The organism is Bacillus sp. NPDC060175, from assembly GCF_042728695.1.
Lineage (GTDB): Bacteria > Bacillota > Bacilli > Bacillales > Bacillaceae_G > Bacillus_A.
This window is the reverse complement of the sequence record NZ_JBHWYR010000074.1, coordinates 1-21,873: the sequence shown is the minus strand read 5'-3', so window position 1 is coordinate 21,873 and position 21,873 is coordinate 1. Positions and strand designations below refer to the sequence as shown.

19 protein-coding genes and 1 pseudogene are annotated in these 21,873 nt (G+C 33.7%); 7 read left to right on the top strand and 13 right to left on the bottom strand.

Going from position 1 to position 21,873, the window contains the following annotated elements:
- The first annotated feature begins 192 nt into the window (after positions 1 to 192).
- Positions 193 to 957: a DUF817 domain-containing protein gene (locus ACFWDE_RS25185; protein WP_377895499.1), complete on the top strand. Its 765-nt coding sequence runs from the start codon at positions 193 to 195 to the stop codon at positions 955 to 957.
- 90 nt (positions 958 to 1,047) lie between these two features.
- Here ACFWDE_RS25185 and ACFWDE_RS25180 read toward each other — a convergent pair whose 3' ends face one another.
- Positions 1,048 to 1,503 (bottom strand): DinB family protein, encoded by a 456-nt coding sequence (locus tag ACFWDE_RS25180; protein WP_377895497.1) that lies wholly within the window; start codon positions 1,501 to 1,503, stop codon positions 1,048 to 1,050.
- Positions 1,504 to 1,720: 217 nt separating this feature from the next.
- On the opposite strand from ACFWDE_RS25180, the gene ACFWDE_RS25175 reads away from it, so the two are divergent.
- The gene (locus ACFWDE_RS25175) at positions 1,721 to 2,209 is read left to right on the top strand and encodes a DinB family protein (RefSeq protein WP_377895495.1); all 489 of its coding nucleotides are present in this window, start codon (positions 1,721 to 1,723) and stop codon (positions 2,207 to 2,209) included.
- Positions 2,210 to 2,424: 215 nt separating this feature from the next.
- Here ACFWDE_RS25175 and ACFWDE_RS25170 read toward each other — a convergent pair whose 3' ends face one another.
- Positions 2,425 to 3,186: a CPBP family intramembrane glutamic endopeptidase gene (locus tag ACFWDE_RS25170; RefSeq protein WP_377895493.1), complete on the bottom strand. Its 762-nt coding sequence runs from the start codon at positions 3,184 to 3,186 to the stop codon at positions 2,425 to 2,427.
- A 568-nt stretch (positions 3,187 to 3,754) separates the two neighbouring features.
- Here ACFWDE_RS25170 and ACFWDE_RS25165 point away from each other — a divergent pair.
- Positions 3,755 to 4,288, top strand: a complete 534-nt coding sequence (locus ACFWDE_RS25165) for a GNAT family N-acetyltransferase (RefSeq protein ID WP_377895490.1) — start codon at positions 3,755 to 3,757, stop codon at positions 4,286 to 4,288.
- Between the two features lie 86 nt (positions 4,289 to 4,374).
- Here the strand turns inward: ACFWDE_RS25165 and ACFWDE_RS25160 are convergent, their stop codons facing one another.
- Positions 4,375 to 5,268: a LysR family transcriptional regulator gene (locus ACFWDE_RS25160; RefSeq protein ID WP_377895488.1), complete on the bottom strand. Its 894-nt coding sequence runs from the start codon at positions 5,266 to 5,268 to the stop codon at positions 4,375 to 4,377.
- Between the two features lie 123 nt (positions 5,269 to 5,391).
- Here ACFWDE_RS25160 and ACFWDE_RS25155 point away from each other — a divergent pair, with 123 nt between their 5' ends.
- Complete coding sequence (locus ACFWDE_RS25155) at positions 5,392 to 6,357, top strand: quinone oxidoreductase family protein (RefSeq protein ID WP_377895485.1); 966 nt, start codon at positions 5,392 to 5,394, stop codon at positions 6,355 to 6,357.
- 76 nt (positions 6,358 to 6,433) lie between these two features.
- Here ACFWDE_RS25155 and ACFWDE_RS25150 read toward each other — a convergent pair whose 3' ends face one another.
- The 5 genes from ACFWDE_RS25150 to ACFWDE_RS25130 all read right to left on the bottom strand — a co-directional run bounded on the left by ACFWDE_RS25150 (position 6,434) and on the right by ACFWDE_RS25130 (position 11,458).
- A complete protein-coding gene (locus tag ACFWDE_RS25150; protein ID WP_377895483.1) occupies positions 6,434 to 6,886 on the bottom strand; it encodes a hypothetical protein in 453 nt (150 codons plus the stop codon).
- A gap of 46 nt (positions 6,887 to 6,932) precedes the next feature.
- Positions 6,933 to 7,643 carry a histidine phosphatase family protein gene (locus ACFWDE_RS25145; RefSeq protein ID WP_377895482.1) on the bottom strand — a complete coding sequence of 237 codons (711 nt, stop codon included), beginning with the start codon at positions 7,641 to 7,643 and terminating at the stop codon, positions 6,933 to 6,935.
- A gap of 160 nt (positions 7,644 to 7,803) precedes the next feature.
- On the bottom strand, positions 7,804 to 8,328 hold the full coding sequence (locus ACFWDE_RS25140; RefSeq protein ID WP_377895480.1) for a GNAT family N-acetyltransferase: 525 nt from the start codon (positions 8,326 to 8,328) through the stop codon (positions 7,804 to 7,806).
- Between the two features lie 6 nt (positions 8,329 to 8,334).
- Positions 8,335 to 10,236 carry an endonuclease MutS2 gene (locus tag ACFWDE_RS25135; protein ID WP_377895478.1) on the bottom strand — a complete coding sequence of 634 codons (1,902 nt, stop codon included), beginning with the start codon at positions 10,234 to 10,236 and terminating at the stop codon, positions 8,335 to 8,337.
- A 505-nt stretch (positions 10,237 to 10,741) separates the two neighbouring features.
- The gene (locus tag ACFWDE_RS25130) at positions 10,742 to 11,458 is read right to left on the bottom strand and encodes a hypothetical protein (protein ID WP_377895476.1); all 717 of its coding nucleotides are present in this window, start codon (positions 11,456 to 11,458) and stop codon (positions 10,742 to 10,744) included.
- Between the two features lie 615 nt (positions 11,459 to 12,073).
- Here ACFWDE_RS25130 and ACFWDE_RS25125 point away from each other — a divergent pair.
- Positions 12,074 to 12,229, top strand: a pseudogene (locus ACFWDE_RS25125) (exosporium leader peptide); the annotation flags it as partial.
- 93 nt (positions 12,230 to 12,322) lie between these two features.
- On the opposite strand, the gene amyS reads toward ACFWDE_RS25125, so the two are convergent.
- The gene (amyS, locus tag ACFWDE_RS25120) at positions 12,323 to 13,864 is read right to left on the bottom strand and encodes an alpha-amylase (protein ID WP_377895474.1); all 1,542 of its coding nucleotides are present in this window, start codon (positions 13,862 to 13,864) and stop codon (positions 12,323 to 12,325) included.
- Between the two features lie 214 nt (positions 13,865 to 14,078).
- Between amyS and ACFWDE_RS25115 the strand changes: the two genes are divergently transcribed.
- Complete coding sequence (locus ACFWDE_RS25115; protein ID WP_377895473.1) at positions 14,079 to 14,870, top strand: arylamine N-acetyltransferase family protein; 792 nt, start codon at positions 14,079 to 14,081, stop codon at positions 14,868 to 14,870.
- 118 nt (positions 14,871 to 14,988) lie between these two features.
- The gene (pepF, locus tag ACFWDE_RS25110) at positions 14,989 to 16,776 is read left to right on the top strand and encodes an oligoendopeptidase F (RefSeq protein WP_377895471.1); all 1,788 of its coding nucleotides are present in this window, start codon (positions 14,989 to 14,991) and stop codon (positions 16,774 to 16,776) included.
- Between the two features lie 48 nt (positions 16,777 to 16,824).
- On the opposite strand, the gene ACFWDE_RS25105 is transcribed toward pepF, so the two are convergent.
- From ACFWDE_RS25105 to ACFWDE_RS25090, 4 genes are all read right to left on the bottom strand, one after another.
- Positions 16,825 to 17,871, bottom strand: a complete 1,047-nt coding sequence (locus tag ACFWDE_RS25105; RefSeq protein ID WP_377895469.1) for an agmatine deiminase family protein — start codon at positions 17,869 to 17,871, stop codon at positions 16,825 to 16,827.
- Positions 17,872 to 17,979: 108 nt separating this feature from the next.
- Positions 17,980 to 19,722, bottom strand: coding sequence for an amidohydrolase (locus ACFWDE_RS25100; protein ID WP_377895467.1), 1,743 nt, complete (start codon positions 19,720 to 19,722; stop codon positions 17,980 to 17,982).
- A gap of 81 nt (positions 19,723 to 19,803) precedes the next feature.
- Positions 19,804 to 20,625 (bottom strand): MerR family transcriptional regulator, encoded by an 822-nt coding sequence (locus ACFWDE_RS25095; RefSeq protein ID WP_377895465.1) that lies wholly within the window; start codon positions 20,623 to 20,625, stop codon positions 19,804 to 19,806.
- A 42-nt stretch (positions 20,626 to 20,667) separates the two neighbouring features.
- Complete coding sequence (locus ACFWDE_RS25090) at positions 20,668 to 21,645, bottom strand: agmatine deiminase family protein (RefSeq protein WP_219919478.1); 978 nt, start codon at positions 21,643 to 21,645, stop codon at positions 20,668 to 20,670.
- Positions 21,646 to 21,873 lie beyond the last annotated feature (228 nt).

Below are 21,873 nucleotides of genomic sequence, written 5' to 3'. Positions count from 1 at the left end.
TTTAGATATTATATCCCCACTTTTTTTAAATAGCAAACTATTTTTTTACTTTGCTACAATATTAAAATACTTATTACAATTCCCTTCTAAAACTTACAAATACATGCAAAATAGACTACTGGATTATTTTTCAAATTGTAGTATACTTATTAATTATTTTGATTTTTCCAATAAAACACCAAAGGTGACACAATGTTCTATATAAAACAACTACTACATTTCACTTACGAACAAGCATTATCTTGCTTATTCCCAGTCGTCATTTTTTTAACACTAGCCCTTTCAAAAATCATTTCAATTCCAGGATTATATCGCTATGATTTCATACTCATCGTTTGTCTTCTTATGCAATGGATTATGTACAAAACAGGTCTTGAAACAAAAGATGAACTGAAAGTAATTACTGTTTTCCACCTCATTGGCCTTTTACTAGAAATATATAAAGTACATTTCGGTTCATGGAGTTATCCTGAAGAGGCTTATTCAAAAGTTTTCGGAGTTCCGCTTTACAGCGGTTTTATCTATGCGAGTGTCGCAAGTTACATATGCCAAGCGTGGAGAAGATTGCATTTACAAATGTATAATTGGCCGAAAGCTATTTTTGCAGTACCATTAGGCGCTATGATTTACTTCAATTTTTTCACACATCATTTTCTATACGATTTTAGATGGATATTAACTTTACTTTTATACATTGTTTTCTTTCGCATATTTGTGGAGTTTTCCTTACAAGGAGTTACATATAAAATGCCGCTTGTACTCTCATTTTTCCTTATCGGATTCTTTATTTGGATTGCAGAGAACATCGCAACATTTTTCGGAGCATGGCAATATCCAAATCAACGAGAAGCATGGAACCTCGTTCATCTTAGCAAAATTAGCTCATGGTTTTTACTCGTTGTTATTAGCATTATGATTGTTACACAGCTCAAACATTTGAAGGAGTCGAAAAAATAATGCTGATTACGTAAAAAAAATAGGAATCACTTCACCTTCTCTATTTGCTAAATAAAAAAAACGAAATCCATCTAGGATTTCGTTTTTCTACTAAAGAACTTTTATAAGACGTTCCATCGCCTTCATTTGCCCAATATGATCCGCTTCATGATACAGCATCATACCGTAAAGCTCCCCTACTGTTTCCAATCCTAAGAATGGCTCTGGAAGTTTATTTTCAAATGCTTCTGCTGGAATTTTATGAATGCGCTCTGCTTGCTCTTGTAACTGAGACTTTAACACTTCTAATGATGGTCCTTCTGTTTCCCATTTAGATGGTCTTGATCCATATCCAAACATACTTGGATATTCACTTGGTAAATGTTTAAATTCTCTTCCAAACATGAAAGTCTCTGCTGCAGATAACACGTGACCGATATGCCAGCGGATTGTGTTATTAAAGCCATCCGGCTGCTTATCCGCAGTTTTGTCATCTAACGTTTCCATAAATTTAAGTAATGCTCCACGCGTTATTTCAAATTGTTTTAAACCAACTATTCTATTCATTTTATCGTCCCCTTTTTTATGTACAATTTATTATGAACTAAGAATGTTAAACTTATTAAAGTTTCACCTTGTTTAATCTATCAGAAACAATTAAGAAAAACATCTAATATGCTTAACGTACTTCGGCAATATGTCTTTTTAAAAAGGTACAACCCTCGTAAATATAGAATTACTTACAGCGCAAATATTTTAGTAAACAAAAAAGGAGTGTAATTACGTGTTAGATATTTTAAAACAACAATATAATCTTATTAGTTCTACAAGAGAAACTCTATTTACATTTTTAGAGGAAATCCCATTAGAAAAATTACACAGCACAGTTCCTAACTTCGGAAGCGGTAGCATTATAAAAACCCATATTCATATAGCCGATTGCTATCGATACTGGCTCGGATCATTCGCATTTAACCAAAAACGAGCAGATTTTTCATTTGCTAGCGATTATGAAATTGAACATGCAGATGTCGCAAAAGTCCGTGCCAGGTTTAAGTTAGTAGATGAAACTGTACAACGCTTTTTAGATGAATACAATGACCGCTGGCTCGAAAATATAGCAAATGAAGTAAAATGGCAAAAAAAACCTTGGAGCACAACTCCGCTATGGCTTTTAACTCATACGGAGACACATGAATTTCATCATAAAGGACAAATCGTATCTATGGCTCGTCACCTTGGATATACTCCTCCTGATACAGACCTTAGTTAATTCAATTGTTCTAACAAATGAATTACTATAACTGTCGTTAGCATTGTTTATGTATACGGAAAGGCTCTTCATTCTTTTTGATGTTGTTTATAGTTTTGCAAATTTTTTTGCGGCACAAACTTGTATTATATCTTAATTATGTTTGTGTCGTGTTCTTATTAATTAGTTTCATATCCATAAAAAATATATTAATATGTTTCCTTTTATTATTTCAGTTACCTAATCAATAAGAGGTTCTTTCTTTTTATTATAACTTTATACACGATAAATACGAAAATTCCGAAAATAAAAGTTGAAAATGCTGGTAACACTTTATCATTTGGCACGTACACACTCCAAAAAGAATTAAGAAGCGCATGAAAAATTAGACACATAAAAATACTTTTAGTTGCGTTAATAATTGTAGTTAATAAGAAAGATACGGCAATTGTCGTAATTATAAAGGCTATAAAATCCCTTTGAGTTTGATTCGTACCTGGAATAAACCATAACGGCCAGTGCCAAATAGCCCATATAACGCTCACAATAACCGTACTAAAAAATGCCGAAAACCTTTTCTGAAGGGCAGGTTGTAAGAACCCTCTCCATCCGATTTCTTCAAGACCGCCACCAATAATCATTATTGGAAAACTAAGTAATGCCACGTATAATGGTTTTTGCATCGTTGCTCCACCAAATATCGTTGGAAGATAACAGCTAATAAAAGCTAGAACAACGATTAGAACATACCATACAAAGTAATGCCTAGGATTAACAATATTTTTAATAAACACTCTGAACTCTTCTTTTGATCCATATTTTTTCTTTAAACTAATTGCAATGATTGATGGCATGATCCCTCCGAAAACAAATAATATCATCGCTAACGGTGTACCAAATGTCGTAATGTTTAATTTTATTAAGCTAATTAATAGCCCCCATAGTATCCATGTAAATATAAAAGTGCGTATTACATATCGTTTAATCTCATTCCCCATTTACTTGCCTCCTTTATTTTAATTAGAGCATAAATTTAGAGATATGAAAATCACTTATGCTAAATTATTCCAAAACATTAAAGGAACCTCCCTACTCTATCAGGCTTTTCTGGATAGGCCGACTCCTACCTACTTTGCTTCGGTCAAGGTTCGAAGTTGGAGTCTCACTATCCGTTAATACGGGATAAACAAACAAAAAGAGCATGTTTTGAGAACCAATCAAAACATGCTCTTGTAAAGTGACAATAACGTTATTTAATTCTTGTTTAACTACGGTGCAAATTAGTGGTACATGCTTATCTCCCACTAAAAATATCTATAAAAACTCATGTTCATTTAAAAGTGGAATGAAAAACAATAATAATGATATTAGCAAAAAGTTTAATGATGTATTTTGTTGTGTATAAAACTTTTATTATTTATTTTAGGTATACCATACCATGATAATATTCATGTAACATCGAAGTAAGATTCATATTTTTCAAACAATACATAAAATAAAACTTTTCTTCAATGTAGATCAAAAATATTTATATGCTCTATTACCAACCTTAAGGAGAAAATTATAATGAAATTAGAGAGTGAAAAAATTTATTTAAGGCCTCTTCGCGAACTAGATGCGTCCATTATATTAGAAAGTACAATGGATACAGAAATACGCTATATGACTGGAACCAAGCCTACTTTTTCATTAGAGCAAATTAAGACACATATAGATAATGTAAATAATGATTCAAGCCGCTATGATTTCGCTATTTGTTTACAAAGCAATGACGAAATGATTGGAGAGTTGTCGATTTTAGATATCGATGAGGAGAACAAAAGAGCAGGCTTCAGAATATCGATACTTTCTATGTCATTAACAGGAAAAGGCTATGGAACTGAAGCTATTAAAATAGTTTTAAGTTTTGTTTTTGAACAACTATCATTAAATCGTTTACAGTTAGAAGTGTTTAGCCATAATTTACGCGGAATTAGAGCTTATGAAAAAGTTGGGTTTGCAAAAGAAGGAACCTTACGTCAATCCTTATTTTATAACGATAAATACTCGGATGAAATTATTATGGCAATACTTAAAAGTGATTATAAAAATATGCTATAAAGAACCGATACTTGTTTCATTCAAGCATCGGTTCTCTCTATACAAAAATGCTAATTTCCTTTCATTTGAAGCAAATATTTCTCCACTTAATCCCTTGCAAAAAACTCCCGCGTTACCTCAATAAATTGCTGTAACGGCGCTGTCATCCATTTATCTTTATGCCAAGCAATTTGCGTAAAAATTGGAGAGATTGTATTTTCTAGCTGTAACTCTTTTATCGTCCCCTCTCGTATATCTTTTTCTACTACTATTGCTGGCAAAACCGCTACACCTAAATCTGCAATAACACATTGTTTAATTGCCTCTACGCTAACAAACTCAATCTTATTTGCCGGATATACGTCTTCCGCACGAAATAACTCTTCAAATAAAATCCGATACGAGCAACCGAGTTCTGTTAATAAAAGTGTTTCATTCTCTAAATCTTTTGTAGAAACGGACGGCTGTTCAAGTAAACGATGCCCTGGAGCCGCTACTACTTTTAATTCTTCTTTCATAAGTGGCTCTACATGTAAAATGTCTTCTGTTTTACATTCGTCTAAAATAAATACAAGGTCTACTTTCCCCTCCATCAATTGCTCTTTCGCATCTTTATTGGAATGCGCAGGCTTAAATATAAGCTTTATTTGGGGGAATTGCGCTTTAAACCTTTTTAATATGGAAGGGAGCCTGTATGTACATTGACTTTCTTGCGCACCAATTATTAACGTGCCTGCTATTTCCTCATCATCTTTCACAGCCATTTTTGCTTCGTTACTAAGCGCAATCATCTTATCCGCATATAGTTGAAACTTCTTTCCTGCTTCAGTTAAGAAAAGACGTTTTCCTAATCTCTCAAATAACGGCGTACCGAGCTCAGCCTCTAACGTTTTAATTTGTGCTGTCACGCTCGACTGAGCAAAATTCAATTTCTTCGCAGTTTGTGTAAAATTTAAGCTTTCTGCAGCCACTTTAAATGTAATTAATTGTTTTATCTCCATTTATTATCCCTCTTTTCAATCGGTATTTTCGATTGATTCCATCGAAATAATCTTCTTTTTCTATTGATAGTTGTATTGTATGATAAATAACATCTACAAACAATATAAATGGAGGTATTCCATATGAAAGCACTTTGTTTCGAAACATTCGGAGACGCTAATGTACTACAATATAAAGAAATACCTGATCCAATCATAAATCCAAATGAAATTCTCATACGCACGAAAACAATCGGTTTAAATTTCGCTGATATTTATAGACGCCGCGGCGATTATCATCTCGCTGGCAATCCGCCTTATATATTAGGTTATGAAGGGGCTGGTATTGTTGAGAAAGTAGGAGTTGACGTTACTACTATCAATCCCGGAGACCGCATTGCATTTGCTGACGTTCCATTCTCAAATGCAGAATTAGTTGCCGTTCCATCTGAAAAAGCAATTACGCTTCCAGATTCTATTTCTTTTGAAACAGCCGCTTCTGTCTTATTACAAGGATTAACAGCACATTATTTAACGAAAGATAGCTATCAAATAAAACAGGGTGATATAGCTTTAGTACATGCCGCAGCTGGTGGCGTTGGTCAGCTTCTTATCCAAATGATTAAACTACAGGGCGGAACAGTTATCGGCCTTACGTCATCAAAAGAAAAAGCAAAGATAGCTACGTTAGCTGGTGCTGATCACGTATTTTTATATACCGAAGCATGGCATACGAATGTACTTGAAATGACTAACGGTGCTGGAGCAAATATTGTGTATGAATCCGTAGGTTCTACATTAGAAGAAAGCTTTAAAGCAACTAAAACTGGTGGTACTGTCGTATTTTACGGAATGGCCGGCGGTAATCCTGCACCAGTTGATCCGCGTATGCTTATGGATACTTCAAAAACTTTAACTGGCGGAGACCTTTGGAACGTTCTTACTACGTATGAAGAACGTAAGCAACGCTCTACTCAATTATTTGATTGGATTACGACTGGAAAATTAAACATCGCGAATGCTACTACATTCTCTTTACAAGATGGTGCTCTTGCACATGAATTATTAGAGAGCCGAAAAAGTACTGGGAAGATTTTATTAATTCCATAACCGTTCTACTTTAAAAAGGAAAAGATAAGCATATAAAAGAGCATCGATTCCGATGCTCTTTTAGTATGGAATTTTATTAGTTTCTTTTTATTCCAGTAATTTTCGGCTCATCATATGAAATAATGTCGATGATATGGTTCAAACAAGGAATTTGATAGTGGACGAACTGCTCTTCAGGAAATATAAATTCAGCAATTGTTCCTGCTTTAATGAAATCCAAATATCTTGATTTTGAGTAAATCCTAAAAATTCTACCTTCTGAAATTTCGTAGTCATCCATTACAGTAAACGATTCATTAATAATGGAGTAAGCAACATACGTTTCAAAATCCAATTGCACAATTGGTAGATTGTCATCAACATCAATGGATGATGCTTCTATTTCAACCTCACCTGTAATTTTCATAAGTCCCTTAGTTTTGTTAACTTTGCACCTATCAATAAGTACCCTCAGTGAATTTTCTTCAGGTTCAATCAATTTGTTTAAATATATATATCCTTTAAATTCCATCAAATCTTGAAAATCCATTATTCCCCCCATTTTGAAAATCTAAAAGGAATCGTAATACACCCTGTTAAATTTCCACACTTTCTTTCCCTTTTGCAACATAACTCATATCTCCAACTGACTCGACTGTATATATTCCATCTTGATATATAATCTTCGTCACACTAGCATTTTCTACTCCAAGTTTTGTTTTACTACTGTCTATCATTTCTATTAATGCAGTTATCAAAAGCCCATGAACGACAACTAAAACGTTGCCAGCTCCATTTGTAGCAGCTTCTTCACTAATTTTATCAATCTCTGCTTTTATACGAGTAGAAAATAATTCCCAATCTTCCGCCTGTTTCGTAGGATCTGCTGCTCTAATAAGATCAATAACTTCTTGAATAGAAAACTTCATAAGTTCTTCTGGTGATGCAACGCCTGCAGCTTTTCCAACCACATCCCACATATTTTCAAGTTTTTCACCTTCAAAAATACCGAAATTTAATTCTCGCAAATCTTTTCTTTTCTCAAGTTTCAATTTTGATTGCTCACTATATTTTAATACTAAATTAGCAGTTTCAATCGCGCGGCCGCTATCACTACTGTACGCATTCGTAAAATGAATATCTTTTAATCCCGTTCCTAAATTTGTGGCTACTTCCACACCTTTTTCTACTAATGGAGAGTCTGCCCAACCTTGCGCGCGATGGTTCGTATTTAATATTGTTTTACCGTGTCTTGTAACATATAACGTAACTACATTCTCATTGCTATCTGTTTCTCGATTCTTCATTCTATTCTCTCCCTTTACATTTCTATATCAATTTTACCACCTTAATTATTCATTGAGCAAAATATAGGTAAGTGAATTTGCTTAATAAAAAAAGCTATCTTTCTGTATATCCCTACAAAAAGATAGCATCTTTTATGATTGCATTTCTTAACCAATACTCCTACTTAGCAAAAGCACTCGAATATTGTACAATTCCTTCTACACCTTGAAGAGTGTTCTCGCTTAGCTCCATCACCATAAATACTTCATCTGGCACTTCAAATGGTGCTTTTATATTCCACTCACTTGCTTTCTTAAATCCAAACTTTGGATAATACTCTTGATGCCCTAACACAACAACTGATCCGTATCCAAGTTCTTCCGCCTTTTCTAAAGCAGAAGCGATTAGTTTTCCGCCGATTCCTTTTTTCTGATGGCTTGGAGAAACTGATACTGGCGCAAGCGCTAATGAATCTACAGAAGCCCCATCTTGTTCTATTGTAATTTTCGATAACATAATGTGACCAACGATTTCCTCATCTACCGCAACAATTGATAACTCTGGAATAAATGCGTCACATTCTCTAATACGTTTTACAAGTTCATGTTCCTTTTTATCGCTAAATTCTTCATTTAAAAATGCTTGTTGTACAACTTCTTCTGTTTTTCTATAATCGTTTTTTTGTTCTTGTCTAATTGTTACCATTTTAACTTATCCTCTATTCTTTCTTATTTCTTTTTCAATTTTACGAAGCGCTTTTTTCGATCCGCGCTCCATATCGTGTTGCATTTTTCTTTCTTTATAATCCACAAATAGTGTATTTAAATCATATCCTTCTGGGTATAATTCTTTCGCCGCTACCTCTAAAGTAATACGTTTCACATTCACTTCAACAAATTCACCGTTATAATATACAACGACATTATAGAAATTATCTTTTTCCTTATATACAATCCCGAAATCGTTATGATCTAACAAATTCACACGGTCGCCGATTTTATATTTATAGTCATTTTCTCTTTTTTCTTGCACCATTTTCGGTTTTCTAATTTTACTTTCATTCACTTTTTCTATAGCGTATTCTTTATTTCCCATATACTCTTTCGCTCTTTGCAGTACATGTTCTCTCACATTCATTTTATTCGCAATCCAAAGTGCATTACTTTCACCTGATTTACCAATCACTAATTTATAAAGTGGCTCTAGTGTTTCACTATTAAATTGCATTGCTGCGTTCATAAAATCACCATGCATTTCTGAAAAGCGCTTAATTTCACCGTAATGCGTACTCGCAATTGTAATACATCCCGCAAGGTAAAATTCTTCTAAAATAGATATCGCAAGCGCCGCACCTTCATTCGGTTCTGTACCGCTTCCTATTTCGTCAAATAGTAGTAACGTATTATTATTTGACTTCCTCATAATTTCAGACAGATTTTTCATATGAGATGAAAATGTGCTTAGTGCGTTTTCAATACTTTGATTATCACCAATATCTACAAACACATTTTCAAAAATAGCAATTTCTGTTTCTTTATCTCCAGCAATGTGCAAACCTGACATTGTCGCTAATGTTAACAATCCGATTGTTTTTAGCACAATTGTTTTCCCGCCCGCATTTGGTCCTGTAATAATTAAACTTCGGTAGTTTTGACCGATTTCAAAGTTTAACGGTACTACTTTCCCACTTAAAAGCGGATGCTTACAATTCACTAAATGAATGTAGCCATGATCATTTAATTTCGGCTCTATTCCATCGATTGATTTACTAAACTTCGCTTTCGCAAATACCATATCATATTGACTAATCAATTCCATATTAATTTTTATATGATAAATATTTTCTAATACCATTCCTGATAAAGTCGCTAAAATTTGATACTCTTCCATCGCTTCTTCTGCTTTCAAACCCGCGAGTTCCGCATTTAGCTTTGTAACCGTATGCGGTTCTATAAATACAGTAGAACCTTTTGCAGAAGCTTCAACAATGCTTCCAGCAACTTGATTTTTATAGGAAGATTTAATCGGAATCGTATAGCGATCATCCTTTTTACTAATAAAGAATTCCTGAATATACTTCTTATTTGCACTACTATTTAAAAACTTCGTTAAACGTTCTTTTATTTTTCCATCTACAGAATCAATGTTATTTCGAATTCGTTTTAACTCTTTACTAGCCGCTGCATCAATGCTATTTCCTTTAATCGAAAAGTTGATTTCTTCTTCGATACTTTTAAATTCAGACATTGAATTTGCATACGAAGATAATACTGGCGCAAAGAATTCTTTATCTAACATAAATTTTTTAATCTTTCTACATCCACGTAAAAAGTCTGAAACACTCACTAACTCTTCTGGATCTAAAATCATCCCTTTTTCTAATTTTTGAATTGTACTCGCGATATTAGAAATTCCGAAAAAAGGCACATGCCCTTCCGCATCTAATATAGCTCGTGCTTCTGTCGTTTCATTTAAACGATTTCTCACTACTTTTATACTCGTACTAGGCTCTAATTTATTTATTAATTCTTTTCCTAATCCACTTACACAATATGATTTCACTATTTCCATTAATTCGTTATATTGTAACTTTTCAAAAGTCATCGTATTCATTTTGTTTCTCCTCACTATGATTGGTTTTCATCATTAATGAAGATACCTACTCATTAGATTCCAATGAGTTCTACATTATTCAATTACCATTTTTATACATCATAAATATATACAAAAAAGCTGCGGGGATACCGCAGCTTTTACATTTACAAGGCATGTGTAATAACATATGAGTAAATAAGCCATAAAAACAGATGGCAATCCCCTTATTACACGCTTTATAAAGTATTGTAGGTATCTTCATAGGTATCGAAATAAATCCATGACAAATTTAGGGGTATGATGTACATAAAAATCCCCTGTTCTTATCCGATTTATTTCATTAAATTTTTCCTATTTAGTACCTACCGCACTCACAAAAAGCACCTCTCATTAATTTATATTTTATGGTCATTGAAATCTAATTTATTGAAATCATCATACTATATGTTTTGCAAGAAGTAAAGGTGTCAGACTATTGCCTTTCACACCTGAGGAAGGACAATTTTTTCGGATAATGCTTTTTTCACTTTGTAGACTGTAAAACTTTCATATAATCAACTTTTTTCTCAAGGGTCTTTTTCGCATCTTCAGCCGTTACTATATAATCTACAGCAATATTTTGTAATACATCTTTATTAGTATTTGGCAGCTGAATCGTTATATCTTCTACACTACTTTTACTATTTTTAATCGTTTTATTAAATTCCTGAATACTTCTTGCAACCTCCGCTAATGTTTCCATATGTACAGGATTATTTACATCTAATACAGTATTACTTTTAAAAACTACCGTATAATACTGCTGCAAATTTTTCTTCGTTATTTTTTTCTCAGCATTTTTATCGAAAACAGTATCCCCAGTTTGCATTTGATCAAAAGTAAGTAAAGTGTTATTCTCTTTTTCTCCATAGTATGTATTAAATTTCTTTTGTAAATCATATGTTTTCTTTTTCATTTTATAATTGTCATTATTTACTTCTGGAGAGATTTGTCCATCAAAATAAAGTTGAAATTGCAAATGCGGTTCATCGACTTGCTGCACAGAAGCTATCCGCCCCTTTGGACCAAGGAAATCCTTTCCGTTATCCAGTGTTTCAACTCCGTTTAATTTAACAGACATACCATATTCCGCTTTTGTATAACTTTGTGCTTTTTGTTCAATTTCTTCATCCGATATATTACATGATGTTAATAGCAATAAACTAAACATTATGCTATATTTCATTTTTGTTTTTTTCATATTGCCTCTCCTTTTGCCACTACTTCCTATACAGAAATACCCTTAAAAATTTAAAATTACGATTTATATAAAGAACTTCCTCTAATAACCGCTACATCAAATTGTCTCCGCTAACATTAATAATAAAAATTCATCATCTTGCTTTAGAAAGCCCTAATAATCACCAGTGTAAAAACACCCATTTGTTATCACTTTACACTTATAGTGTAATTTTGCACTATAATCATTTTATCGTAAAGCAAATATAACATCTATTAAAATCACGTTAACAACATACTAATATTTAGTTCTATAGCAATCACAGTACGATTTTTATTATTACGAAAAACAATATATAAATCTTTTATATCCAACGCTCGATCGTACATTATAATTTTTAAAGCCTTCCCATTTCAGGCAAGGCTTTTTAATTTCCAGCAGGGATTTTTTGCAATTTGTTGTATTTCATAGTTATATAGGAATATAACTCATATTTAGAAAGAAAATGATTATGACTGAACTTAAAGATCGACTACAAGTAGCTGATAAAGAGAAATGGGATTTAACGAATACTTACCATATAATTGAAGATTAGGAAAGCGATTTTCATAAAATTGAAGTATTAACGAAAGAATTACACGAGTTATTGGTGGTTCCGGGGTAAGAACTACATCCGCTAGAACCGATCTACTACCTTTAAACCAAGGAGATGTCCTTCGAGTACGAATAAGAGAAGCCATAGGTGACATTATTTATTCCAATGCATCTCTTGTTGTTTCAAAAGTCGACTAGTTCATTTATTAAAATAAAGATTTAGGAATGATAACAATGTAAAAAGAAGAGGAAACTTATATTTCAGTCTACCTCTTCTTTTTCATCACCAATTTACTGCTGAACATATATGGAAACTGAGCCTCCACTTACATGGAATTGCCCCCATCCATCTTTATTAATTGTTACAGTATCTGTTTGATTACCCGTAATATCGTACCATACTTCCCCAGCGTTATTCTTTCCAACATCCATCCACTTTGATCCTCCTGGTCCATCGGAGAGTAATGCCGCTAAACCAGAATTAGCATGTACACCATCGCCTTCTCTTGTCCAGCCAATCACATCTGGATGGTCTAAATAATCACGCTGCGTACCATATGCAAAGTTTTTTCGTGCCGTCAAAATTGGATCAATTTTATCTTTTAACGCTGGAATTTCATAACTACTATTTCCGCTTGTCCCATAGTAATCACCATAGAAAACTGAAGGATAGCCCTCTGCACGAGTTAAAATAAATGCATATGCCAGCGGCTTAAACCACGGACTTACTACAGATTCCAATGACTGCCCAGGTTGAGAATCATGATTCTCAACGAGAGTAACTGCGAGTGCAGGATGATTTTTCATTACTGTTCCATTTAAAATATTTCTCATATCATAATTCCCATTTCCTGTTGAAGCATAATGAAAATTGTAATGAAGCGGTGCATCAAATACAGATTGATTATAATTGACTTTCGCCAAATAATTGTTTAAAGTCTGGATATCATTTTGCCAATATTCAGCCACCGTAAACATTTCTTTCCCCGTTTGCTGTCTGACATGATTTACCCAATCGCGTAAATATTCATGATCAATATGTTTAACAGCATCTAAACGAAAGCCATCTAAATTTAATTCATTCGCATACCACGTTCCCCAATTTTTCATCTCCTTCGCAACATCAGGATGATCAAAATCAAGATCTGCATACATCAAATAATCATAATTCCCATTCTCGCTAGACACTTCCCAGTCCCACGCTTTACCTATACCCCTAAATTTATAAATTCGATTTAATTTCCTTCCTTCATCCCAATCCGTTCCGTCAAAATGATACCATTTCCATTTGAAATTAGAATAAGAATCTCCGCGTCCTGGAAAGTTAAACCCCGTCCATGCATTAATTTCATAATCACCTGACACTTCAATATTTCGATTGTTTCGGTCTACCTCTACAGCTGTTACGGTTTCAGTATAATCAGCCCCACCTTTATGGTTCATAACTACATCACCATACACATCTATGCTTTGCTTATGTAAAGCTTCAATTGCAGATTTCAACTGTGCTTTTGTCCCATATTTCGTCCGCACCGTTCCTTTTTGATTGAATTCCCCCAAATCATATAAATCATACGCTCCATATCCTACATCATTTTGTGAAGTCCCTTTATATGCAGGTGGTATCCATACAGATGTAATTCCTTTATGGGCTAAATTTTCAGCATCAGAACGCAAACGATTCCAATGATTCCCATCATTCGGAGCGTACCACTCAAAATACTGCATTAATGTTCCATTGTTTATCGTTGCTGCTTCCGCCTTATTCCCCTCATATATATTAGGAAAAAGTAAAATAAACAATAAACAGACTACCATAATCCTTTTCAACATATTTACACCATCCCCTTCAAGAAAACGTTTGCATAATTCATTAAAATTATTATAATATTCGTTCTACAGTTAGTAAAGTAGTAATCTTTTAATCTCTCACATTATTTTTCATGTAACTTCACATATTCCACAAGTACCCCCACATAGTTTAAATTTCACATCTTACTCAATTTTGTTTACAATTTACCTATAAAAGCATAACGGAGGGATTTCAATGACAGACTTTCAAAAACAATTTTTTGCACGATTAAATATAGAGAATAAAGAAATAGTTTCTTTTGAAGATTTGTCTCACATTATGTATGCAATGTCACAATCTGTCCCTTTTGAAAACTTAAATATTCTCGAAAACAACTTTACAGAAACATCGAAAGAAAATCTTGAGCAGAAAATTTTATTAAACAACCGTGGTGGCCTTTGTTATGAATTGAATCCGGCTATGTATTACTTCCTTAAAGACTCTCGATTCAATGTTCATCTCGTTTCAGGAACAGTTTATAACACTGCAAACTCTATATGGGCTGTCGATTCTGGACATATCGCAACCGTTTTAAAACATCATAATGAACTTTATTTAATTGAAGTTGGATTCGGATCATATCTACCCCTTGCCCCTGTTCCTTTCTCAGGTGAGATCGTTCATTCTGTAACAGGCGACTATCGTATTCGTAAAGAAACGACTGAAAAAGGTAATTATATTTTAGAAATGCGTAAAAACGATGAATTTCTAGATCAATCTTCTACTGATGATTGGATAGTAGGCTATGCATTTTACTTGGAAGAAGTGGATGAAACAAAGGTAAATGCAGCGCAAAAAATCATTGTAGAACACGAGAAATCACCTTTTAATAAAGTTCCTTTAATTGTAAAGCTAACCCATGACGGGCACATATCCTTAACAAAAGATAGTCTGACAGTAACGAAAAATGATAAAAAAACAAAAGAAACCATTACAGAAGAGCAATATACAAATCTTCTACATTCGAAGTTCGGAATAACATTATAACTTCTAAAGCCTTGCCATTTCCGGCAAAGCTTTTTATTTTCCAGCAGGGATTTTTTGCAATTTGTTGTATTTCATAGTTATATAGGAATATAACTACATATTTAGAAAGGAAATGATTATGACAGAACTTAACGATCGACTACAAGTAGCTGATAAAGAAAAATGGGATTTAACGGATATTTACCATACAATTGAAGATTGGGAAAACGATTTTCATAAAATTGAAGTATTAACGAATGAATTACACAAGTTTAATGGAAATATTAACGATGGCAATAGTTTATTAGCCTATTTAACAAAGGGTGAAGAAATATCTAGCATAATATCTTTAATGTTCGCTTATGCACGATTACAATCTGATCTTGACACACGCGATACTGACGCCCAATCCCTTGTCGATAAAGTATCACAATTACACGTGAAAGTAAGTGCGGCTAAATCTTTCTTTTCTCCATTCTTACTTAGTATAGATGAAAACACATTACATTCTTACATAGAAGAAGCAGAAGGCTTACAATATTATAAAGAAGACTTATTCGAATTATATCGTTATAAAAATCACGTTTTGAATAAAGACCAAGAAGAGATTTTATCACAAATGGGTGAAGCACTCTCCTCTCCGCAGCATACATTTGGTATGTTAAATAATGCAGATATAATTTTTGGTGAAGTGACGACTGATGATGGAGAAAAAGTAAACTTAACACGCGGAATGTATGCAAAGTTAATAGAAGATGAGAATCGTGAGAAACGTAAAGAAGCTTATAAAGCTTATTACAAACCGTATGTTCAGTTAAAAAACTCCATTGCTTCTACTTTATCTGCGGCTATTAAAAATAATGTTACTGTTTCAAAGCTACGAAAATATCCATCAGCTTTAGAAAAATCATTATTTGGCGATATGGTTCCGAAAGAAGTATATGAAAATTTAATCGATACGACGAAAAAAAACATTCAATCATTACATACATATAATGAGCTTAGAAAAGAAAAATTAAATGTAGATGAACTACGACAATACGACTTGAGTGTTGATTTAGTAAAAGGTGTAAAACAAGACATTCCATACGACGAAGCGTTTGACATAATGATCGCGTCACTCGCTCCTTTAGGTGAAGAATATATTGAAACATTAAAAAGCTTTAAGGATAAACGCTATATAGACGTGAGAGAAACACCTGGAAAACGTTCTGGCGCTTATAACTTTGGTGTATACGGTGTTCATTCTTTCATTCTTTTAAATCATCATGATGATTTAAATAGCCTTTTCACTCTTACTCATGAATGCGGTCACGGTATGCATACGCATTACTCACACGGATACCAACCAAGAATTTCTGCACACTATTCCATTTTTGTCGCAGAAGTCGCTTCTACCGTAAATGAAGTGTTATTAATTCACTATTTATTAAAAGAAGCGAAAGAAACGAACGTACGTAATCATTTAATTAACTACTTTATCGATAGCTTTAAAGGTACTTTCTTTACACAAATCATGTTTGCAGAATTTGAAAAAATCACACATGAAATGGCTCAGCAAGGTAAACCATTAAACGCCCAAGTCTTTAGCGAAATTTATGAAAAGCTATTTAGAGAATATAACGGTGATTCACTTGTATTTGATGAAGAAGTAAAATATGGATGGTCTAGAATCCCTCATTTCTATCGTCCATTTTACGTGTACAAATACGCAACTGGATTCGCCTCTGCCATTCAAATTGCCGATAAATTATTAAGCGGTGATCCAAATGCACAGAAAAACTATATCGAATTCCTTAAAGGCGGAAGTTCCGACTATCCATTAAACCTACTGAAAAAAGCCGGTGTTGATTTAACTACGCCAGAACCGATTGAAAGTGCATTAAATCGCTTTACTCAACTTGTTGAAGAGTTTTCAGCATTATAAAAAGCATGCAGAGTGTATACTCTGCATGCTTTTTTCATTTCGGTTACGTTATGCTAAATGCTGCTGCGTCACACAGTGAATCATCCCACCATACGCATACAATTCATTTATATAAATACCAACAATCCTTCTTCCTGGAAACTGCCCTTCAATGATTTGAAGTCCTAACTTATCATGTTCATCACCATATATAGGAACCAATACAACTTCATTTCCAATATAAAAGTTCAAATATGAGCCCTTACAGTCTGCTTCTTTTACAACACTTCTTGTTACTGGTACTGGGATGAGTTGAAATGGACTTCCATCTATATTTCTCGCTTGTCGCAATTCTTGATAATGCTTTTCTTGCGCATCCAAAAGGTACGCCTCTCCTTCCCCGAAAGGATCATATTCATAAAGAATCGTATTTTCATTTACAAAACGCGCTGCCCCATCAATATGGTAATCCGTATCTTCATCATAATTATCCTCACCGCGAATACCAGTTATCCATATGAAATTCGTTACTCCCAAATACTTCGTTAACTCCATTTCAATCTCTTCCTGACTTAGTGTGGGATTTCGATTTTCATTTATAATAGAAGTTTTTGCCGCCATTAAGGTTCCATTTCCGTTTATCTCTATTCCTCCACCTTCTAGACAGACACTTGATTCAACTTTTGGAATGCTATATATTTCACTTATTTCGGCCGGAATAACAGCATCATTTTCATACGGATATTTATCCCCCCAACCATTAAAAATCCAGTGTGTTAAGTAGAGACTCCCCTCCTTATCTTTGACAAAGATCGGTCCATTATCTCTTATCCAAATATCATCAGTTTCTTGAATTAAGAAATCAATTTTATCCATATTCACTTTCGCTTCCATTAACTTCGATTGGACATGTACTTTTTCTTCCTCATCAAATACAACTATATGCACATTTTCTCCGTAATGAAGCTCCTTAGCCATCGCTACCCAAATACCATCTAACTTAGCTCTATAACCTTCACCTCTATGAGTTCTATCATGAGGCCATTGAAGCCATGTCCCCTCATGATTTTCCCACTCAGCAGGCATATGAAACAAACTATTCTGTATATTCATCATACATGTTCACCCCTTCTTTGAATGTAAGTTCAGTTTAAACTTTGACATCGTGTTAAGGTCAACAGAAATATCTTTATTTTACTTGCGGAAACTTTATAAGATCACTCGCTATTTCTCCTTATGATAAACTACTTCCCCTTGTAAAACAGTCATTAAAACTTTCGCATTTGGAATCTTATCGACACTCATTTTAGTAATATCCTCATTTAGTACTACGATATCCGCTGATTTCCCTACTTCAATCGAGCCAGTAATATTATCAAGACCTAATGCTTTAGCTGGCTTAATTGTATAAGCATCGATAGCTGCATGTACATCAGACAAGCCTTTCTCATCAATACTTAATGCATTCGAAATTGTCACAAGTGGATTCAGTTCGTTTACATCCCAATCACTACTAAGTGATACATTCGCGCCCGTTCCCCAAATTTTCCCTAACGGCATAATTCGTTTCATTTGCTGATCTGTAAAATACGTACTTGCCCAGCTTTGTTTAGGATCTTCCGCAAAATCATGACCTACTTGAAAATCAGCACTAACCCCTAAATGAGCAAAACGTTTTATATCACTATCTTCTACCATCTCCACGTGCGTGAGCGTATAAGGCTGATTCGCCCCTTCTTTTTTCGCTGCTTCAATTGCATTTAAACTCTCTCTTACCCCGCCGTCTCCAATTGTGTGAATGAGTGCACCGTAACCAAGTTTATTAAGTTCTGTTAACCACCATTTCATTTTTTCTTCTGGAATATAGTTCAAACCATACGGGGTTCCTTTAAACCACTCAAATTTATATTTTTCAAGCGTTTTAGCTGTACTATTAATACTAATTCCATCACTATACATCTTCACTTGATTGATGAGCATGCGGGACGACAGATCATCACGCTTAATTTTTTGGAAATACTCCATTTGTTCTGCTTCATTTAAATTCGGATACACCCATGGACGAAGTACTACTCGCGACGTTAGCTTTTTCTCATCATTTACTTTATTCCAAACATCTAACCAGCCTCGTTTCCAATAGAGACGTCCATCACCGACTGTAGTAATACCATTCTTCGCAACTTCATCTAAGCCGTCCAGCAAACCTTCATAATTTTTTTCAAACAGATTCGGTTGGGAATTCCATGCTTTTTCCATCACAATATCTCCAGCTGTATCATAAAGAATACCAAACGGTTCTCCTGTTTCTGGATCCCGAATAATTCTTCCGCCTTGCGGATCTTTCGTATCTTGATTTATACCAGCCAACTCCAATGCTTTCGAGTTAACCCATACAGAATGAGAGGTTCTTTCCATAATTAATACTGGGTTATTAGGAAATAACTCATCAAGAACTTGTAATGGAGTTTGCTGTTCTGATTTTTCGTCCATATCTTTTAATAGCTCTTCCAAACTAAACCCAGTTCCGCTTACCCATTCCCCTGTCTTTACATCTTTTTTACAAGCCTTTAAATACGAGCGTTGTTCTTGCAGCGAAGCATCTGGTGAAACGCTACAATTCCCCGCTGCTGGTGATTTCGCTTCAAAAATATGATTATGATTGTCCACAAAACCAGGAAGGATTTGACGTCCTTGTAAATCTATCACTTTCGTATCTTTATTAATCAACTCTTCTACATCCTTATTTGAACCGACAAAAGTGATTTTCCCATCTTTAATCTCTACAGCTTCTGCCATTTCTTTCTTTTCATTAGAAGTATAGATTGTACCATTTTTAAACACTACATTTTTAGGCAACTGACTAGGTAGAGCAGAGCTACCATTCCCACCTTCTCCTACTTCAGGCGTACACGCTGAAATCCATACCATACTAAGAACCAGACAAATAAGTAAGATTTTTCTTTTCATATTCTTTCTCCTTTTTATTATGATAAATCGCTCTCGTATATAGAATAAGGATTGACATAATGTTAATGTCAATCCTTATTCTCATTCTATTTTCGTAACTAAAAAACAAATTTGTGTCACATACTCCTCTACTAAACAATCACATTCAGGTCCCTTTATATAGACCTCATATGGCGCATTGTCTATTACATAACCATTTCTTTCCACCCATTCTTCTAACGCTATATAAGCGTAACCTATATAGTCATAACTACCATAATGCATAGTAGTAACGATTTGATGCCCATTTAGCTTTTTTATTTCACACTCTTGTAATACACCTTTATTGTCATCATCCATAATCGGAATTCTTAATTCAATATCACTGTGATTTGGAATATACTCTTTATCATAAAAAACTACGGATGGAGAACCGACTATTTGAAAGCTATTTTTTTGTACATTTTCATATAAGTCATAAAAATAATCATCCATATCATCTATATCTATTTGTAATCTTTGAGCAATTACCGTTATTTCATTTCTCATTCCAATTAATATATCGTAACTTCTATGACGAGCAATATTAAGACCATTGTTCATACTTACCATTTCATTCATTTCAGAAATAACCTGTAAATTTTGTTTCACCTCATGAGACAACTCTATAATTTGCGCTTGCATATGTTTAATAAATGAATTTTGATCTGCTGACTGGAGAATGACTTTAATTTTCGGTAAAGGAAACTTGTACTCTCTCAGCTTTTTAATTTTCAATGCTATTTCTAACTGCCCTTGCTCATAATATCTATATCCATTTACCGGATTCACATATGCTGGTTTTAATATCTCCTCTTTATCATAATGCCTTAGCATTCGTGTACTCATTTTACAAATCCGTGAAAATTCAGTAATTGTATACATATAAATACCCCTTGAATATATTTTCTTATATAAACTTATTTATTAAAACCAATCAAATATTTTTCTGATTGAAGAACCTTCATTCTGATCGTTCAGCTTTTTCATTTTTGAAGGTAACAAATGACTAGGACAATACCACGTTAAACAATTCATCGCGCCTCCCATTGTCGATATTTCTCCTACATGAATTTGAATAGCTTGTTTCTTAGTATGTTGTTGAATATATCGTAAAACTTCCCCATCTTTAGCTAATCCAAACTTAGGAATGTAAATCGTATCACATGTTTCTAACATATTTATATATAACCCTTTTGCCGATGCTATTTCTTGATCATATTGTCCTTTCTCTGTATATGAAGAAGGAACAACTATAAATTCAGCTTCTGGCATTTGCTCTTGAATAATTTCTTGAACATTATATCTAAATTCATGATCTCCTAAAAAATCACTAATAAACATTGTATGTTCATCAATAAATTTAACCATTCCATCTGCGTGTGCAAGTACATCTCCTTCTTCAGCAGGAATAATAATAACCCGACTCACATCTAAATCCCATTCCAGTTGCTCTATAATTTCTTCTTCCGTCCAATCATAATTATCATCAAATATGCGTTCCGTTAATATAACGGTATCTTTTTTATTCCAAATAAGATTTCCACCGTCTAATATCAATGGAGATGTCACATATTCAAAGTCGTTCTTTTTCAACCATTTATTAAATTGTTGATCTAAATATCGTCCTTGATCTTTCGGTAAGTAATTTGGTTGATATTTAAATTTAACTAGATGATTTGTTACAACTGGTGCAACATCTCTTAGCCAAATATCATCATACTCAAAAAAGCTTGTATGAAAGTCTTGCTCTTCAACAGATAAAGATATAAGTTGATCGGTAAATGCTTTATTTTCATTTAAGTATTCATTAAAATAAATAATGTCTTCATAAAATGGTTGATAATATTCATTCGATTCGTCTGGTATTGCAGTAAAAATAATTCCATTATGTTGTTGTTCCATATTATTTACCTCACTTTTTAATAATGATTGAATAACTGTTTTCAATAAGCCAACTATTCCCCAATTCATTTCTCTTTTCATTACAATTTTTGAAACGTGCACATTTCATGAACGGATTATAGCACGGAGAAATATTATATATTTATATAAAAAATATAAAGCCGTCGCTAAGCCGTAAACTGACTCTTGACAAGATTTTAAAATTTCAATCGTCGTACACAATGAAGG

What these genes read in the sequence shown, in the direction of transcription:
- ACFWDE_RS25100 (WP_377895467.1), bottom strand. Translation starts at nt 19,722, where the DNA reads ATGAAAAGAAAAATCTTACTTATTTGTCTGGTTCTTAGTATGGTATGG.
- ACFWDE_RS25140 (WP_377895480.1), bottom strand. Translation starts at nt 8,328, where the DNA reads ATGGTAACAATTAGACAAGAACAAAAAAACGATTATAGAAAAACAGAA.
- ACFWDE_RS25185 (WP_377895499.1), top strand. Translation starts at nt 193, where the DNA reads ATGTTCTATATAAAACAACTACTACATTTCACTTACGAACAAGCATTA.
- ACFWDE_RS25165 (WP_377895490.1), top strand. Translation starts at nt 3,755, where the DNA reads ATGAAATTAGAGAGTGAAAAAATTTATTTAAGGCCTCTTCGCGAACTA.
- pepF (WP_377895471.1), top strand. Translation starts at nt 14,989, where the DNA reads ATGACAGAACTTAACGATCGACTACAAGTAGCTGATAAAGAAAAATGG.
- ACFWDE_RS25145 (WP_377895482.1), bottom strand. Translation starts at nt 7,643, where the DNA reads ATGAAGAATCGAGAAACAGATAGCAATGAGAATGTAGTTACGTTATAT.
- ACFWDE_RS25130 (WP_377895476.1), bottom strand. Translation starts at nt 11,458, where the DNA reads ATGAAAAAAACAAAAATGAAATATAGCATAATGTTTAGTTTATTGCTA.
- ACFWDE_RS25090 (WP_219919478.1), bottom strand. Translation starts at nt 21,645, where the DNA reads ATGGAACAACAACATAATGGAATTATTTTTACTGCAATACCAGACGAA.
- ACFWDE_RS25170 (WP_377895493.1), bottom strand. Translation starts at nt 3,186, where the DNA reads ATGGGGAATGAGATTAAACGATATGTAATACGCACTTTTATATTTACA.
- ACFWDE_RS25135 (WP_377895478.1), bottom strand. Translation starts at nt 10,236, where the DNA reads ATGAATACGATGACTTTTGAAAAGTTACAATATAACGAATTAATGGAA.
- amyS (WP_377895474.1), bottom strand. Translation starts at nt 13,864, where the DNA reads ATGTTGAAAAGGATTATGGTAGTCTGTTTATTGTTTATTTTACTTTTT.
- ACFWDE_RS25155 (WP_377895485.1), top strand. Translation starts at nt 5,392, where the DNA reads ATGAAAGCACTTTGTTTCGAAACATTCGGAGACGCTAATGTACTACAA.
- ACFWDE_RS25180 (WP_377895497.1), bottom strand. Translation starts at nt 1,503, where the DNA reads ATGAATAGAATAGTTGGTTTAAAACAATTTGAAATAACGCGTGGAGCA.
- ACFWDE_RS25095 (WP_377895465.1), bottom strand. Translation starts at nt 20,625, where the DNA reads ATGTATACAATTACTGAATTTTCACGGATTTGTAAAATGAGTACACGA.
- ACFWDE_RS25150 (WP_377895483.1), bottom strand. Translation starts at nt 6,886, where the DNA reads ATGGATTTTCAAGATTTGATGGAATTTAAAGGATATATATATTTAAAC.
- ACFWDE_RS25160 (WP_377895488.1), bottom strand. Translation starts at nt 5,268, where the DNA reads ATGGAGATAAAACAATTAATTACATTTAAAGTGGCTGCAGAAAGCTTA.
- ACFWDE_RS25115 (WP_377895473.1), top strand. Translation starts at nt 14,079, where the DNA reads ATGACAGACTTTCAAAAACAATTTTTTGCACGATTAAATATAGAGAAT.
- ACFWDE_RS25105 (WP_377895469.1), bottom strand. Translation starts at nt 17,871, where the DNA reads ATGATGAATATACAGAATAGTTTGTTTCATATGCCTGCTGAGTGGGAA.